General features: G+C 72.6%; 14 protein-coding genes. 12 read left to right on the top strand and 2 right to left on the bottom strand.

Going from position 1 to position 15317, the window contains the following annotated elements; translation table 11 throughout:
• Nucleotides 1-67: 67 nt before the first annotated feature.
• Complete coding sequence (locus ABZ497_RS19805; protein WP_352292440.1) at nucleotides 68-934, top strand: MarR family winged helix-turn-helix transcriptional regulator; 867 nt, start codon at nucleotides 68-70, stop codon at nucleotides 932-934.
• A gap of 132 nt (nucleotides 935-1066) precedes the next feature.
• On the opposite strand, the gene ABZ497_RS19800 is transcribed toward ABZ497_RS19805, so the two are convergent.
• On the bottom strand, nucleotides 1067-1933 hold the full coding sequence (locus ABZ497_RS19800; RefSeq protein WP_359806899.1) for an aldo/keto reductase: 867 nt from the start codon (nucleotides 1931-1933) through the stop codon (nucleotides 1067-1069).
• A 320-nt stretch (nucleotides 1934-2253) separates the two neighbouring features.
• Here ABZ497_RS19800 and ABZ497_RS19795 point away from each other — a divergent pair, with 320 nt between their 5' ends.
• From ABZ497_RS19795 to ABZ497_RS19745, 11 genes are all read left to right on the top strand, one after another.
• The gene (locus ABZ497_RS19795) at nucleotides 2254-4026 is read left to right on the top strand and encodes an ABC transporter ATP-binding protein (protein WP_359806896.1); all 1773 of its coding nucleotides are present in this window, start codon (nucleotides 2254-2256) and stop codon (nucleotides 4024-4026) included.
• 43 nt (nucleotides 4027-4069) lie between these two features.
• Nucleotides 4070-5842 carry an ABC transporter ATP-binding protein gene (locus tag ABZ497_RS19790; RefSeq protein WP_359806894.1) on the top strand — a complete coding sequence of 591 codons (1773 nt, stop codon included), beginning with the start codon at nucleotides 4070-4072 and terminating at the stop codon, nucleotides 5840-5842.
• Nucleotides 5843-6010: 168 nt separating this feature from the next.
• The gene (locus tag ABZ497_RS19785; protein ID WP_359806892.1) at nucleotides 6011-6256 is read left to right on the top strand and encodes a LapA family protein; all 246 of its coding nucleotides are present in this window, start codon (nucleotides 6011-6013) and stop codon (nucleotides 6254-6256) included.
• A complete protein-coding gene (locus tag ABZ497_RS19780) occupies nucleotides 6253-7017 on the top strand; it encodes an amino acid ABC transporter ATP-binding protein (RefSeq protein ID WP_359806889.1) in 765 nt (254 codons plus the stop codon). Before ABZ497_RS19785 ends, ABZ497_RS19780 begins: the two co-directional genes overlap by 4 nt.
• Before the next feature lie 25 nt (nucleotides 7018-7042).
• Nucleotides 7043-7921 (top strand): glutamate ABC transporter substrate-binding protein, encoded by an 879-nt coding sequence (locus ABZ497_RS19775; protein ID WP_359807001.1) that lies wholly within the window; start codon nucleotides 7043-7045, stop codon nucleotides 7919-7921.
• 12 nt (nucleotides 7922-7933) lie between these two features.
• On the top strand, nucleotides 7934-8578 hold the full coding sequence (locus ABZ497_RS19770; protein WP_329490737.1) for an amino acid ABC transporter permease: 645 nt from the start codon (nucleotides 7934-7936) through the stop codon (nucleotides 8576-8578).
• The gene (locus tag ABZ497_RS19765; RefSeq protein WP_359806886.1) at nucleotides 8575-9438 is read left to right on the top strand and encodes an amino acid ABC transporter permease; all 864 of its coding nucleotides are present in this window, start codon (nucleotides 8575-8577) and stop codon (nucleotides 9436-9438) included. The genes ABZ497_RS19770 and ABZ497_RS19765 overlap by 4 nt, the downstream gene beginning before the upstream one ends.
• A gap of 111 nt (nucleotides 9439-9549) precedes the next feature.
• Nucleotides 9550-10464, top strand: coding sequence for a LysR family transcriptional regulator (locus ABZ497_RS19760; protein ID WP_329490739.1), 915 nt, complete (start codon nucleotides 9550-9552; stop codon nucleotides 10462-10464).
• 116 nt (nucleotides 10465-10580) lie between these two features.
• Entirely contained in the window at nucleotides 10581-11147 is a 567-nt protein-coding gene (locus ABZ497_RS19755) for a cysteine dioxygenase family protein (protein WP_359806883.1), read from the top strand.
• A 13-nt stretch (nucleotides 11148-11160) separates the two neighbouring features.
• Nucleotides 11161-12198: a putative sulfate exporter family transporter gene (locus ABZ497_RS19750; RefSeq protein ID WP_329492353.1), complete on the top strand. Its 1038-nt coding sequence runs from the start codon at nucleotides 11161-11163 to the stop codon at nucleotides 12196-12198.
• An 85-nt stretch (nucleotides 12199-12283) separates the two neighbouring features.
• Nucleotides 12284-12994, top strand: a complete 711-nt coding sequence (locus tag ABZ497_RS19745; RefSeq protein WP_329490741.1) for a spermidine synthase — start codon at nucleotides 12284-12286, stop codon at nucleotides 12992-12994.
• Between the two features lie 46 nt (nucleotides 12995-13040).
• Here ABZ497_RS19745 and ABZ497_RS19740 read toward each other — a convergent pair whose 3' ends face one another.
• Nucleotides 13041-15311, bottom strand: a complete 2271-nt coding sequence (locus tag ABZ497_RS19740; RefSeq protein WP_359806880.1) for a glycosyl hydrolase family 18 protein — start codon at nucleotides 15309-15311, stop codon at nucleotides 13041-13043.
• Nucleotides 15312-15317 lie beyond the last annotated feature (6 nt).

Below are 15317 nucleotides of genomic sequence, written 5' to 3'. Positions count from 1 at the left end.
GTCCCACACACACCGGGTGTGACATCGGGACGGATACATGGTGCTGGGGGAGATCCCGACGACCCGCGTGTCCGCGCGACTGCAGCAGTCGCCCGGGCACCTGATCCGCGTTGCACAGCAGGTACACACCCGTCTGTGGTCCGAACACGTCGGAGCCGATCTCACGGCTCCGCAGTTCGCCGTTCTGCTGGTCCTCGCCCTCGAACCGGGTGCTGACCAGCGGACGGTCGGCGAGCGCGCCTCGCTGGACAAGGCCACGATGGCCGAGATGGTCGCCCGGCTCGTCCGGCGCGGCCTGGTGTTGCGACGCCGCGATCCGGCCGACGGCCGGCGCAAACTGCTCGCTCTCTCGCAGAGCGGCGCACAGGCGGTGCGCGAGGCCACCGGCGGAGTGGTCCGTGTGCAGCGCACGCTCTTCGAACCGCTCGCGGCCGAGGAGCAGCTGGAGATTGTCCGGGTGATGGCCAAGATAGCCAGGCTTGAACCCGCTGCGGTCGCCGTCCTCACCGACGCGCGGCCGATGCTGGACGCCCAGCGGGCGATCGGCTATCTGATCAGGGTGAGCCAGCAGGTGCACACCAAGCTCTGGTCGGAGCACGTCGGTTCGGAGCTGACGGCGCCGCAGTACGCGGTGCTCGACGCCCTCGAACTGGAACCGGGCGCGGACCAGCGCACGGTCGGTGAGCTGGCCTCGCTGGACAAGGCCACGATGGCCGAGATGGTCAGCCGGCTCGTCCGGCGCGGCCTGGTGCAGCGCCGGCGCGACCCTTCGGACGGGCGGCGCAACCTGCTGTCGCTCTCGCCCGCGGGTCAGGACCTGCTGCACCGTTCGGCCGCGGGCGTCGCCCAGGTCCAGCGGCTGCTGCTCGGTCCGCTGGACGAGGACGAGCACGAACCGGCGATGGCGCTGATCGCCAAGGCGGCCAGGCTCTAGCCTTCGCCTTCGAAATCCAGCCAAAACGATTCGCCAACGTACCGAAGGCCGCCGACCCGAATGCGGGAAGGCGGCCTTCGGTGTTGACGGCCCTTCAGGAGCACGGCGACGGCGCCGTGCTCACCGAGGGTGTCAGCTCCAGTCGAACTCCTGCGGGTCAGGACCGATCCGCACGCCGGTGGCGAGGCCGGCGATCGCGGCGAGGTCGGCCGCGTCCAGCTCGAAGCCGGCCACGTCCAGGTTCTCCTTGATCCGGGAGGGGGTGACCGACTTCGGGATCGCGACGATGCCGCTCTGCAGGTGCCAGCGGAGCACCACCTGAGCGACCGTGCGGCCGTGCTTCTCGGCGATCTGCGCCAGCACCGGCTCGGCGAGCAGCTCCTTGCCCTGGCCCAGCGGGCTCCAGGCCTCGGTGGCGATGCCGTGCCGGGCGTGGAAGGCGCGCAGCTCGTCCTGCGGGAAGTACGGGTGCAGCTCGACCTGGTTCAGGGCCGGCACGACCGAGGCCTCGTCGAGGAGGCGGGTGAGCTGCTCGGCCCCGAAGTTCGAGACGCCGATCGACTTGACCCGGCCGTCGGCCAGGAGCTGCTCGAACGCCTTCCAGACGTTCGGGAAGGTGCCGTGCATGGGGCGCGGCCAGTGGATCAGGTAGAGGTCGAGGTACTCCAGGCCGAGCTTGGCCAGCGAGGCGTCGAACTCGCGCAGCACCGCGTCCCGGCCCTGCGGGCCGGACCAGTCGCGGGTGCCCGAGTTCCAGAGCTTGGTGGTGACGTAGAGGTCCGCACGGGCGACGCCGCCGCCCGCGATCGCCTCGCCGATCGCCCGGCCGGTGCCGGCCTCGTTCTCGTAGATCGCCGCGGTGTCGATCGAGCGGTAGCCCGACTCGACGGCGGTGCGGACGGCGGCCGTGGCCTCGGCGTCCGGGACCTGCCACACGCCGAAGCCCAGCTGCGGGATCTGCGAGCCGTTGTTGAGGGTGACGCTGGGGATGGTGCTCACGGGAAGGGGTGCCCTCCTGGTTGTCCATAGGTTCGTGTGGACCAACCTGCCCGTTGTCCGGATTGTTCCCGGCCGGGCAAAGAATTTTCTGACGCGTTGTACCGGCGTGCGCAGGAGGTCCGGGAGGCGGCGCGCGACGCGGAAAACCTGTTGCGCAGCTCACAGTCGCCTTGGCAGGCTCGCTGCCATGACCTCCTGAGCAGCCCCCCGGCCGTGACCGCACCGGCCCCCTCCTCCCCTTCCCCCACCACGTGCTCCCGGCGCCACCGCGCGACGAGCACGTCGTCGCCATTCGCCCGCACCACCCCCAACGGAGCGTCATGCCGCTCAAGATCCTGCCGCTGGCCGATCCCGGCGACCCGGACCTCTCCTCCCCCCTCGCCTTCCTGCGCTGGCTGCAGCGCAGCCAGCGGCGCGGGCAGGTGCTCGCCACCTGCTGGTCGCTGCTGGAGATGGGCAGCCGGGCGGCCCTGCCGCTCCCGGTGGGCCTCGGCGTCCAGGCCGCCGTGGACGGCGACGCCGCCGGCCTCCGGTGGGCCGGTGCCGCCGTGCTGGCCCTGGCCGTCGTCGCCGCCTTCGGCGCCGTCATGCTGCACCGCCAGGCGGTGTGGAACTGGATCCACGCCGCCACCCAGGTCCGCCAACTGGTCTCCCGTCAGGCCTCCCACCTGGGCGCCGGGCTGTCCCGGCGGATCGCCACCGGGGAGATCGTCGCCGTCGGCAGCGGGGACGTCGAGAAGATCGGCTGGTACGTCGAGCTGGTCGCCCGGCTCCGCGGCGCGGTGCTGGTCTGGCTGGCGGTCAGCGCCGCGGTGCTGGTCGCCGAGCCCGTGCTCGGCCTCGCCGTGCTGCTCGGCGTCCCGGTGCTGGCCGCCTCCGTCTGGCCGCTGCTCGGCCCCTTCGAGCGGCGCTACTCCGAACAGCGCGCGCTCGGCGGCAAGGCGACGGAGCTGGCCGCCGACACCGTGGCCGGGCTCCGGGTGCTCCGCGGCATCGGCGGCGAGGAGCTGTTCCTCGACCGCTACCGGGCGGCCTCCCAGAGGGTCCGCGCGGCCGCCGTCCGCTCGGCCCGGGTCTGGTCGCTGATGCAGGCCCAGCAGGTCCTGCTGCCGGGCCTCTTCGTGGTCGGCGTCACCTGGTACGGGGCCCGGCTGGCCGCGGACGGGGAGATCGGCATCGGCACCCTCGTCGCGGTGTACGGCGCCACCGCCTACCTGGCCGCGCCGCTGCGCATCCTCGGCGAGGCCGCGCACGCCTGGAGCGTCGCCCGGGTCTCCGCCGGGCGGGCCGTCCGGGTGCTCTCGCTCAGCCGGACGACCGGCACCGCCGAGGCCGTGCTCACCGGGCCGGGCCGGGCCGACCTGTTCGACCCGGTGACCGGGCTGACGCTGCGGGCCGGTGAGCTGACCGCCGTCGTCTGCGGCGACCCGGATTTCGCCGGGGCGCTGGCCGGCCGGCTCGGCGGGCACGTCCCGCTGGGCGAGGGGGAGCGGGCGCAGCCCTCCGTCCGGCTCGGCGGCACCGAGCTGGACGCCGTGCCGCTGGCCGAGGCCCGGGCGGCGGTGCTGGTCCACGACAAGGAGCCGGTGCTGCTCTCCGGCACCCTGGCCGAGCTCTTCGACATCCCCGCCTCGGGCCGGGTCACCCCCAACGAGGCGCTGGCCGCCGCCCGCGCCGAGGACGTCCTGGACGCGCTGGTGGACGGCTCGCCCGAGTGCGCGGGGGACGCCATGCGGGCCGGGATCACCGAGCGCGGCCGCTCGCTCTCCGGTGGCCAGCGCCAGCGGCTGGCGCTGGCCCGCGCCCTGCTGGCCGACCCGCCGGTGCTCGTCCTGGACGAGCCCACCAGCGCGGTCGACGCCCACACCGAGTCCCGGATCGCCACCGGGCTGCGGGCGAGCCGGGAGGGGCGCACCACGGTGGTGTTCGCCACCAGCCCGCTGCTGCTGGACCAGGCGGACCGGGTGGTGCTGCTCCAGGGCGGCCGGGCCGTCGCGGCCGGCCGCCACCGCGAGCTGATGCGCACCGAGCCCGCCTACCGCGCCGTGGTCACCCGCGACGAGGAACCGGTCGCCGTGGGGGAGGGCGTATGAGCCCCGCACCCGTCCGCCGCCCCGCCCAGCCGAGGAGCACCGCATGAAGCCCCCCGCCCATCAGGAGCAGGGACCGGCCACCACCCTGCCGGTCGGCTCGCCGGCCACCGTCCGCGCCTACCTGCGGCTGCTCGCCCGGCGGCACCGCGCCGGCTTCGGCGCCGTGGTGGGCCTGCACTCGGTGGCCACCGTGGCCGGCCTGGTCGGGCCCTGGGTGCTCGGCACGCTGGTCGAGTCGCTGGCCACCGGCACCGCCGGGTCCACCATCGCGGTGGCCGTCGCCTGGTACCTGCTGGCCCTGGTGGTGCAGTCGGCCTTCACCTGGTGGTCCCGGCTGCGCGGCAGCGTCCTCGGCGAGCGGGTGCTGGCCGACCTCCGGGAAGACTTCCTGGTCCGGTCGGTGACGCTGCCGACCGGTGTGCTGGAGCGGGCCGGCACCGGGGACCTCGTCTCCCGGGGCACCACCGACATCGACCGGCTGGACAAGTCGGTCCGCGAGGCGGTGCCCGAGCTGGCCGTCGCCGTGGTCTCGCTGCTGCTGGTGCTCGGCGCCCTAGTGGTGACCTCACCGCTGCTCGCGCTCACCTCGCTGATCGGCCTGCCGCTGTTGCTGGCCAGCTCGCGCTGGTACTTCCGGCGCGCCCCGCAGTCCTACCGCAACGAGTCGGCCGGCTACGCCGCGGTCAACACCGTGCTGGCCGAGACGGTCGACGCCGGGCGGACGGTCGAGACGCTGCGCCTGGGCGACGACCGGGTCCGGCTCACCGACCGCAAGCTCGGCGAGTGGCTCGCCTGGGAGCGGTACACCCTCTGGCTGCGCTCGGTCTGGTTCCCGACCATCGACGCGGTCTACACCCTGGCCGTGCTCGGGACGCTGGTGCTCGGCGGCCTGTTCACGCTGGAGGGCTGGATCACCGTCGGCCAGCTGACCACCGGGGTGCTCTACGCCCAGGCGCTCACCGGCCCGGTCGACCTGATCCTGCGCTGGTACGACGAGCTGCAGATCGGGCAGGCCTCGCTGGCGCGACTGGTCGGGGTCCGCGAGGTGCCCGAGCACGAGAGCGACGAGTCCGCCCACCCGGACGGCCGGCACGTGCGGGCCGACGAGGTCCGGTTCGGCTACCGCGAGGGCGCCGACGTGCTGCACGGGATCAGCCTGGACGTCGCCCCGGGCAGCCGGGTCGCCCTGGTCGGTCCCTCCGGTGCGGGCAAGTCCACCCTGGGGCGGCTGCTGGCCGGGGTCTACGCGCCCGGCCGGGGCAGCGTGACGCTGGGCGGGGCGGCGCTCTCGCGGATGCCGGCCGAGCGGGTCCGGGCCGAGGTGGCCCTGGTCAACCAGGAGCACCACGTCTTCGTCGGCACCCTGCGGGACAACCTGCGCCTCGCCGCGCCGGACGCCGCCGACACCGAGCTGCGCGCCGCGCTGGACGCGGTGGACGCCGGGGAGTGGGTGGACGCGCTGGCGCAGGGGCTGGACACCGAGGTCGGCTCGGGCGGCACCGCGCTGACCGCTCCGCAGGCGCAGCAACTGGCGCTGGCCCGACTGGTGCTGGCCGACCCGCACACCCTGGTCCTGGACGAGGCCACCTCGCTGCTGGACCCGAGGGCCGCCCGGCACCTGGAGCGCTCGCTCTCGCGGGTGCTGGAGGGCCGGACGGTGATCGCCATCGCGCACCGGCTGCACACCGCCCACGACGCCGACGTGATCGCCGTGGTCGAGGGCGGGCGGATCAGCGAGTACGGCAGCCACCCGGAGCTGGTCGCCGCGGGCGGTCCGTACGCGGCGCTCTGGCGGTCCTGGCGGGACGAGCGGTAACCGGGGGCGGCAGCGGCCCCCCGGGCGCTCTGCTGCCCCGACCGGCCACCGGTGGCTGGCCGCTCCCGGTGACACAGCGCAAACCCGCACGGGGCAGGGTTGCCCCGTGCGGGTTACTCCCGGGCGCGTAACCGGACAAGTCGGTCGATCGGCCCGCAGACTGCGCGTGTGACCAAGATTTCAGACGGTTCCTCCAGCACCCGGCGCAGCGAGATCGGTGGCGTCCCCACCCGGTACATCGGGATCGGCGTCATCGTCGTGCTCGCGGTGTGGTTCCTGTTCGCCAACCTCGACAAGGTGAAGATCCAGTTCTGGGTGTTCACCGTGACCGCGCCGCTCTGGATCGCGCTGCTCGCCACCCTGATCGCGGGTGGTGCGCTGGGGTGGTTGCTGAAGGGGCGGAGCACCAAGTGACGGCACCGCCGGGGGCGTCCGCCTTCGAGCCGCTGATCGAGCTGCGGGGCGTCAACAAGCACTTCGGCGAGCTGCACGTGCTGCAGGACATCGAGCTGACGGTGGGTCGCGGCGAGGTCGTGGTGGTGATCGGGCCCTCCGGCTCCGGCAAGTCCACGCTCTGCCGGGCGATCAACCGCCTGGAGCCGATCGAGTCGGGCAGCATCTCGATCGACGGCAAGCCGCTGCCCGCGGAGGGCAAGGGGCTCGCCCTGCTGCGCGCGGACGTCGGGATGGTCTTCCAGTCCTTCAACCTCTTCTCCCACAAGACCGTGCTGCAGAACGTCTCGCTGGCGCAGATCAAGGTCCGCGGCCGGCCGCGCGCGGAGGCGGACGCGAAGTCCCGGGCCCTGCTGGAGCGGGTCGGGCTGGTCGCCCAGGCGGACAAGTACCCGGCGCAGCTCTCCGGGGGTCAGCAGCAGCGCGTCGCGATCGCCCGGGCGCTCGCCATGGAGCCCAAGGCACTGCTCTTCGACGAGCCCACCTCCGCCCTCGACCCCGAGATGATCAACGAGGTGCTGGACGTGATGCGCCAGCTCGCGCACGAGGGCATGACCATGGTGGTGGTCACCCACGAGATGGGGTTCGCCCGCGCGTCGGCCAACCGGGTGGTGTTCATGGCCGACGGGCGGATCGTCGAGGACCGTGCGCCCGAGGACTTCTTCGGCGCGCCGGAGAGCGAGCGCGCCCGGGACTTCCTGTCCAAGATCCTGAAGCACTGAGGCGGGCGCCGTGACGAGGAAGTGGATGCTCGCCGCCGCGGCCCTGATCGTGCTGCTGGCCGGCTGCGGCAAGGAGGGCACCCCGCCGCCGAAGGGTCCGCAGCCCAGCGCGCTGCCCAGCTACCAGGTGCGGGACGCCGCCGGCATCACCGGTTCGCCCACCCTGGACGCGGCGCGCGCCCGGGGCCACCTGGTGGTGGGGGCCAAGGAGGACCAGCCCTACCTCGGCCAGAAGAACCCGGCCACCGGGGAGTACTCCGGCTTCGACATCGAGATCGCCAAGATGGTCGGCGCCGACCTGGGCTTCGCGCCCGACCGGATCGAGTTCCGGACGATCGCCTCCGCCAACCGGGAGACCGCCCTGCAGAACGGGCAGGTGGACTACTACGTCGGCACCTACACCATCAACGACAACCGCAAGAAGCTGGTCGGCTTCGCGGGGCCGTACTACCTGGCCGGCCAGTCGCTGCTGGTGCGCGAGAACAACGACACCATCCACGGCCCGGAGGACCTGAACGGCAAGAAGGTCTGCTCGGCGGCGGGCTCCACCCCGTACCAGCGGATCCAGAAGCAGTACCCCGACGTCAAGCTGATCGGCTACGACACCTACTCGGCCTGCGTGGACAACCTGATCACCGGCCAGGTGGACGCCGTCACCACGGACAACACGATCCTGATGGGCTACGCGGCCAAGGTGCCGGACGAGCTCAAGGTGGTCGGGCCGCTGTTCTCCCAGGAGCCGTACGGGATCGGGACGCCGAAGGACGACACCGTGCTGCGCTACGCGCTCGACGACGCCCTGGCGCACCACGAGGAGAACGGTGACTGGAAGCGGGCCTACGACGCCACCCTCGGCCTGTCCGGGGTGCCCGCGCCGACCCCGCCGCCGATCGACCGGTACTGAGAGGGCCGCCCCGTGAAAACGCTGACCGACAACTGGTCGACCTACTGGGAGGGCTTCCTCGGCACCCTCTCGCTGTTCGTGGTGAGCGCCGTGCTCGCCCTGGTGCTGGGCGTGCTGATCGCCGGCTTCCGGGTCTCGCCGGTGCGGCCGCTGCGGGTGTTCGGGACGGTCTGGGTGACGCTGTTGCGCAACACCCCGCTGACCCTGCTCTTCTTCATCGTGGTGCTGGGCCTGCCGCGGTTCGACATCACGCTGCCGTTCTTCACCTTCGCGGTGCTCGCGCTCGGCTGCTACACCTCGGCGTTCGTCTGCGAGGCGATGCGCGCGGGGGTCAACACCGTGCCCAGCGGCCAGGGCGAGGCGGCCCGGAGCCTGGGCATGACCTTCGGGCAGACGATGAGCCTGGTGGTGCTGCCGCAGGCGTACCGGTCGGTGGTCGCCCCGATCGGCAGTGTGATGATCGCGCTGGCCAAGAACACCGCGATCGCCGGCTCGTTCAGCGTGACCGAACTGCTCGGCAGCTACCGGACCATCAACGAGCTGGGGTACAGCATCATCTGGACCTTCGTCTGGATCGCCGTCGGCTACCTGATCATCACCCTGGCCGTCAGCGCGCTCTTCAACGTGCTGGAACGACGAGTGGCGGTGTCGCGATGACGGTGGAATCCTCGGCGCTCTACGACATCCCCGGCCCCAAGGCGCTGGCCCGGCACCGGCTGTACGGGCTGATCGCGCTGGTCGCGATCGCCGCGCTGATCGGGTGGATCGTCTACATGCTGTTCCACACCGAGCAGTTCACGTACCAGAAGTGGATGGCCTTCGAGTACGAGGGCGTGCAGGACCTGCTGCTGCGCGGGCTGGGGAACACGCTCAAGGCCTTCGGATGGACGGTGCTGTTCGCGCTGCCGTTCGGCGCGCTGTTCGCGGCCGGGCGGCTCTCCGACCACCGGGCGGTGCGCTGGCTCTCCACCCTGGTGGTGGAGTTCTTCCGGGCCATGCCGGTGCTGGTGATGATCTTCTTCATCTTCGTCGCGCTCAAGGTGGAACCGCTCTGGGCGCTGGTGGCCGGTCTGGTGCTGTACAACGGCTCGGTGCTGGCCGAGGTGTTCCGGGCCGGTGTGCTCGCGGTGCCCGCCGGGCAGCGCGAGGCGGCGTACGCGCTGGGCATGCGCAAGACCCAGGTGATGTCCTACGTGCTGGTGCCGCAGGCCAACCGGGCGATGCTGCCGGCCATCATCAGCCAGCTGGTGGTGGCGCTCAAGGACACCTCGCTGGGCTTCCTGATCACCTACGAGGAGTTCCTGCACGCGGGCAAGCTGATCGCCACCAACCTCGACTACGACCTGCCGTTCATCCCCGTGGTGATGGTGATCTCGCCGATCTACATCGGGATGTGCCTGGCGCTCTCCTGGCTGGCCCGGTGGGTCGAGGCCCGTACCCGGCGCAGTCCGAGCACCCAGGGCGGCGCACCGGTCGCCGAGGCCGGACTGGTGCTGGGGCTGCCCCCGGAGGAGTAGGAGCGGCGGGAACGCACCGGAGAAACCATAGGTGCGGGTGGGAATAGCTCCGGCATCTCCAAAGTCTGCTTATGATTCCTGGGACCAGGGGCGCGGGCAGGTGGAGGGGCAGTGGAGCCGGTATTCGACTCGCGGCACATCAGGACCTTCCACGAGGTCGTCCGGGCCGGCTCCTACTCGGCCGCCGCCCGCGAGCTCGGCTACACCCAGCCCGCCATCACCCAGCAGATGAAGGCGCTGGAGCGGTCCGTCGGAGTCCCGCTGTTCACCCGGGCCGGGCGCGGGCTGCGCCTCACCGAGGCCGGTGAGGCACTGGCCCGGCACGCCGAACTGATCCTCGGCAGTCTCGCCGCGGCCCAGCAGCAACTCGGCGCGCTCGCCCGGTTGCGCGCCGGGAGGGTCCGGGTCTGCGCGTTCCCGAGCGCCAACGCGACCCTGATACCCCAGGCGATGGCCCGGCTGCTCGCCGAGCACCCCGGGGTCCGGGTCGAACTGCTGGAGGCCGAACCGCCCGACTCCGTGCAGCGGCTGCTGCGCGGCGAGTGCGACATCGCGCTCTCCTTCCGCTACCCGGGCGTCGCCGCCGAGCTGCCGCCCGAGCTGGACGAGATCCCGCTGATGGAGGACCTGCTCACGGTGCTGCTGCCGGTCGGCCACCCGCTGGGCCGCCGGCACGCCGTCCGGCTGGCCGACCTCGACGGCGAGCGCTGGATCGCCGGGTGTCCGCGCTGCCGGGCCAACCTGCTGCACGTCTGCGCCGAGGAGGGCTTCGCACCCGACATCGTCTTCTCCACCGACGACAACCTGGCGGTGCAGAGCCTGGTCGCCGCCGGGGTCGGGATCGCGCTGATGCCCGCGCTGGTGCTCTCCTTCATGTGCCACCGCAAGGTCACCGGGCGCGCCGTCGAGCCGCACCTGCGGCGCCAGGTGAGCGCGTACGTGCTCCGCGAGCACCGCCGGATCCCGGCCACCGCGCTGGTGCTGGACCAGTTGCGGTCCGCGGCGGCCTCGCGGGTGGGCTGCTGATCCCCGCCGTTCGACAACCGGCCCGTCGGCCCGGGGTCAATCCATAAGCGGGGTTTGGGGAAGAGCGAAAGAACCCTCCTTGGACGTGATGGGTCGGCCGGGGCCAACCTGCTGGCATGACACCCTCCGCCACGGTCGGCAGCGACCGGCTCACCGAGCGCATGACCGCCCTGGTCGGCGAGATCCGCGCGGTCGTGGACCGCGGCCTGCCGCCGGAACTCACCGCCTACCTGGTCGGTGAGCGACTCTCCCCGCACCTGGGGGACGCCGGCCTGCTCACCGAGGCGCAGTGCGAGGGGGATCCCGACCGCTACCGCCAGCACGTCCTGCACGCCGAGGCCGACGGGGGGTTCTCGGTCGTCGCGCTGGTCTGGCTGCCCGGCCAGGAGACCCCGATCCACGACCACGTCTCCTGGTGCGTGGCCGGCGTCCACCAGGGCAAGGAGAGCGAGACCCGCTACCGGCTGGTGTCCGACGGACGCACCGCCCACCTGGTGGAGACCGAGCACGTGGTCGGCCCGGCCGGCACCGTCGCCGCCTTCGCCCCGCCCGGCGACATCCACCTGGTGCGCAACGCCTGCTCCTCCACGGCCATCTCGATCCACGTCTACGGCGCCGACGTCTCCCGGCTGGGCACCAGCATCCGGCGCGTCTACCGGCTGCCCGCCGACGGGCGGCGGTGAGCCCGCCGTGGCACTGACCCTCCGGGACCGGCCGGTCCGCACCCGCGCACTGCCCCCGCTCGGCGGCGACGTCCCCGGGCTGCTGCTCGCCGCCCTCGGCGTGGCCGCCGCGCTCGCGATCCACCAGGCCGTGCCCGCCGTGCCCAAGCTCACCGCCGCCGTGGTGCTCGGCATGGCCGCCGCCCACCTGCCCGGGCTGCGCCCGGTGGTCCGCGGGGTGGCCCGGCCGGGCCTCTCGACGGCCGGGAAGCGGCTGATGCGGCTCGGCATCGTGCTGCTCGGCCTCAAGCTCGGCCTGGACGACGTGCTCGGCCTCGGCTGGGCCACCGTCGCCATGGTCGTCGCCGTGGTGGCCGCCACCTTCGCCGGGACCGTCTGGCTCGGACGCCGGCTCGGCCTGCCGGGCGACCAGCCGCTGCTCGTCGCCACCGGGTACTCGATCTGCGGGGCCTCGGCGATCGGCGCGGTCAGCCAGGCCGCCGGCAGCGAGGAGGAGGACGTCGCCGCCTCCGTCGCGCTGGTCACCCTCTGCGGCACCCTGGCCATCGCCGTCCTCCCGCTGCTCCACCAGCCGCTCGGGCTGGACGACGCCGGGTTCGGGCGCTGGGTCGGCGCCAGCGTGCACGACGTCGGGCAGGTGGTCGCCACCGCGCAGACCGGCGGGGCGGGTGCGCTGCGCGAGGCCGTCCTGGTCAAGCTGATGCGGGTGGTGCTGCTGGCGCCACTGGTCGCCGGGGTCGCCGTCGCGATGCGGCGGGCGCGCCGGGGCACCCCCGGGGCCACCGGCAAGCGGCCGCCGATCGTGCCGCTCTTCGTGGCCGGGTTCCTCGCGATGATCGCGCTGCGGACCACCGGCGTGCTGCCCGACCGGGCGCTCACGCTGGCCGGGGACGCGCAGGAGCTGCTGCTGGCGGCCGCGCTGTTCGGCCTCGGCAGCGCCGTGCACCTGCCGACCATGCTGCGCACCGGCGGGCGGATCGCCCTGCTGGGGCTGGCCTCCTGGGTGATGGTCGCCGGCGTCAGCTACGCGGGGGTGCTGATCACGACGTGACCGGCCGGGCGGTGGCCTCGGCTATTGTCGGGCGGGTACTCGTTCGCCGAGCCGTTCTGCACCCGAGCCCGGGAGGAATCGCCGCATGTCCATCGCACTGCCCGCACGGGACGACCAGGAGGCAGTCGTCACCCTCGACCGGCGGGAGGGCCCGTTCGGCGAGGTGGTGCTGCGTCGGCGCGGACGGCACTTCGAGATCATCGCGAACGGCTGCTTCCTGATGGACACCGCCGACGGCCGCTCCGAGCGGTTGCTGATCCAGGCGGCGCTGGACGAGCTGGACCGCACCGGCCCCGCGGTGGAGCGCCCCTCGGTGCTGATCGGCGGGCTCGGCGTCGGATTCTCGCTGGCGTACGCGGTGGCCGAGGCGCGCTGGGGCCGGATCGCGATCGTCGAGCGCGAGAACGCGATCATCGACTGGCACCGGAGTGGCCCGCTGGGTGCCTTCTCCGGCGGCGCACTGGAGGACGAGCGGGTGGCGGTGCTCCACACCGACCTGCTGGAGTACCTGGCGGCGGCGGACGGCGAGCGCTACGACGCGCTCTGCCTGGACATCGACAACGGCCCGGACTGGACGGTCACCGACTCCAACGCCGGGCTCTACGGAGCCGACGGGCTGGCCGTGCTCTGGCACCGGCTGCGGCCGGGCGGGGTGCTGGCGGTCTGGAGCGCGCAGCCCTCCCCGGACTTCGAGGAGGCGCTGCGCGCGGCGGGCTTCTCGGACGTGGTCACCCACGAGATCGAGGTCGCCCGGGGTGTGCCGGACGTGGTGCACCTGGCCCGGCGCGCCGACTGAGCGCCGCGCCGGACCGGGTCGTACTGGGCCGGGCTGTACCGGTGGCCTACTTCAGACCGTTGTCCACCGCGGCCATCAGTTCGCCGTTCGGGGTGTCGCCGTCGAAGGCCCACACCATCGCGCCGGCCAGCCCCTGGGACTTGATCCAGGCGGTCTTGCGGGCGATCTCGATCGGGTCGTCGTAGGTGTAGAGGACGGTCCCGTTGTAGATGTACGCGTGGCCGGCCACCGGGTCCCGGTAGATGGTGTAACCGCCGCCGGTGGCCATCTGCTTGAGCTTCTTGTAGTCCTCGAAGCCGGCCTCGTACGTCCCCGGGCCGGGGCCCGTCGCGGTCTGGAACAGGCCGTTGGTGGTGCCGCGCGGCACTCCCGTCCAGCCGCGTCCGTAGAACGGGATGCCCAGGGTCAGCTTGCTCTTCGGAGCGCCGCCGTTGAGGTAGGCGTTGATGGCGATCTCGGAGCTGAACTGCCGGTCCGGGGTGCTCGGGTCACCGGCCGCGAGCTTGATCGCGGACTGCTGGTTGGTGCTCATCTCCCAGCCGCCGTGGTAGTCGTAGCCCTGGATGGTGGCGAAGTCGAAGGCGCCGAACAGCCCGGGGACGTCGATGCCGGCGGTGACCTTCGCCGGGTCGGCCGGGAGGAAGGCGCTCAGCGTGTAGTGCTTGGCGGTGGTGGCGCCGAGGGCGTCCAGCTGGCGGCGGAACTCCTGGGCCAGCAGGGTGTAGTTGGCCTTGTCGGTCGGGCGGAAGATGTTCCCGTCGTGCCCGCCGGAGGCCGGCCACTCCCAGTCGAGGTCGATGCCGTCGAAGATGCCGGCCGCGCTGCCCGGGCCGCCGCGGCCGTCGATGACCGGCAGGTTGCCCTTGATGTACATGTCGATGCAGGAGCTCACCAGCGCCTTGCGGGAGGCGTCGGTGGCGGCCGCGTCGGAGAACCACTTGCTGTACGACCAACCGCCCAGCGAGATCTGGATCTTGAGGTTGGGGTACTTGGCCTTGAGCTGCTTCAGCTGGTTGAAGTTGCCCGCCAGCTTCTGGTCCCAGGTGTCGGTGGTGCCGGCCACCGAGCTGCCGGCGTCCCAGCCCTTGCCGAAGTCGGCCCAGGCGTCACCGGCGCCGTCGCCCGCGTTGGGGTCGTTGTCCGGTCCGGCGGCCTTGTTGGTGATGAAGCACTGCTTGGTGGTCGGGTGGATGTTGGCGAAGGCGTAGTTGAGCGTGGTGAGCCGGCCGGCCGAGCCGGAGGTGTCGAGCTGCTTCACGCTGTACCCGCGGGCGTAGATGCTCCACTGGGTGAAGTAGCCGATCTTCAGCGCGCCGGGGTTGCTCCCGCCGGGCTGGGTCTTGCCGGTCACGGCGTTCGACGCGGGGGAGACGTTGCCGGCCGCGTCACGGGCCTTCACGGTGAAGGTGTACGAGGTGTCCGGAGCCAGGTTGCCCACGGTGGCGGAGGTGCCCGTGACGGTGGCGGCGAGCGCGGTGCCGTTGTAGACGTCGTAGGCGGTGACCCCGATGTTGTCGGTGCTGGCGCCCCAGGTGAGCGAGACGCTGTTGGCGTCCGAGCCGGTGACCAGCGGGGTGCCGGGGGTGGTCGGTGCCTGGCGGTCCGGGTCGGTCGGCGGCTTGGTGGTGGCGGTGACCGGGCCGGCGGCGGCCGAGCGGTTGCCCGCGGCGTCGAAGGCCTGGACGGTGAACTGGTAGGCGGTGCCGGCGGTCAGGCCCTGGACGGTGACCGCCGTGGTGGCGCCGTCCGTGGTGGCGACCTTGGTGGCGCCCTGGAACACGTCGTAGCCGGTGACCCCGACGTTGTCGGTGCTTGCCGTCCAGGCGAGGTCGACGGTGGTCTGGGTGGTGCTGCCGGCCTGGAGGCCGCCGGGCACGGTCGGCGCGCTCTGGTCCCCGCCGGCGCCGTCGCAGGGCTGGCCGTTCAGCTTGCAGTTGAGCAGGGGCTTGTAGGCGCCCGAGTAGGCGATGTTGAAGCCGAAGTTGTACGTGCCGCCCGGCGGCAGGTTGCCGGCCCAGCTGGGGTTCTTGACCGTGACGTGCGAACTCGCCGTGGTGTAGCTCGCGTTCCAGAGCGAGGCGACCGTGTTGGCGGCCGGCAGGTCGAACTCCAGGGTCCAGCTGGGCAGGGTGGCGCTGGAGCCGTTGGTGATGGTGTAGCTGCCCTCGTAGCCGGTGCTCCAGTCGCTGCCCTTGGTGAACGTCGCGGTGGCGGACCCGGCGGCGTGGGCGGCGGTGCTGGGCAGGGAGACGGCGAGCAGCGGGACGATCAGGGTCCCGGCCGCCAGCAGCGGCAGCTTGATCCGACGTCGGCGCATGGTTGT

Source organism: Kitasatospora sp. NPDC005751, assembly GCF_040630835.1.
In the GTDB taxonomy this organism is placed as follows: domain Bacteria; phylum Actinomycetota; class Actinomycetes; order Streptomycetales; family Streptomycetaceae; genus Kitasatospora.
This window is presented reverse-complemented; position numbering and strand designations above follow the sequence as displayed.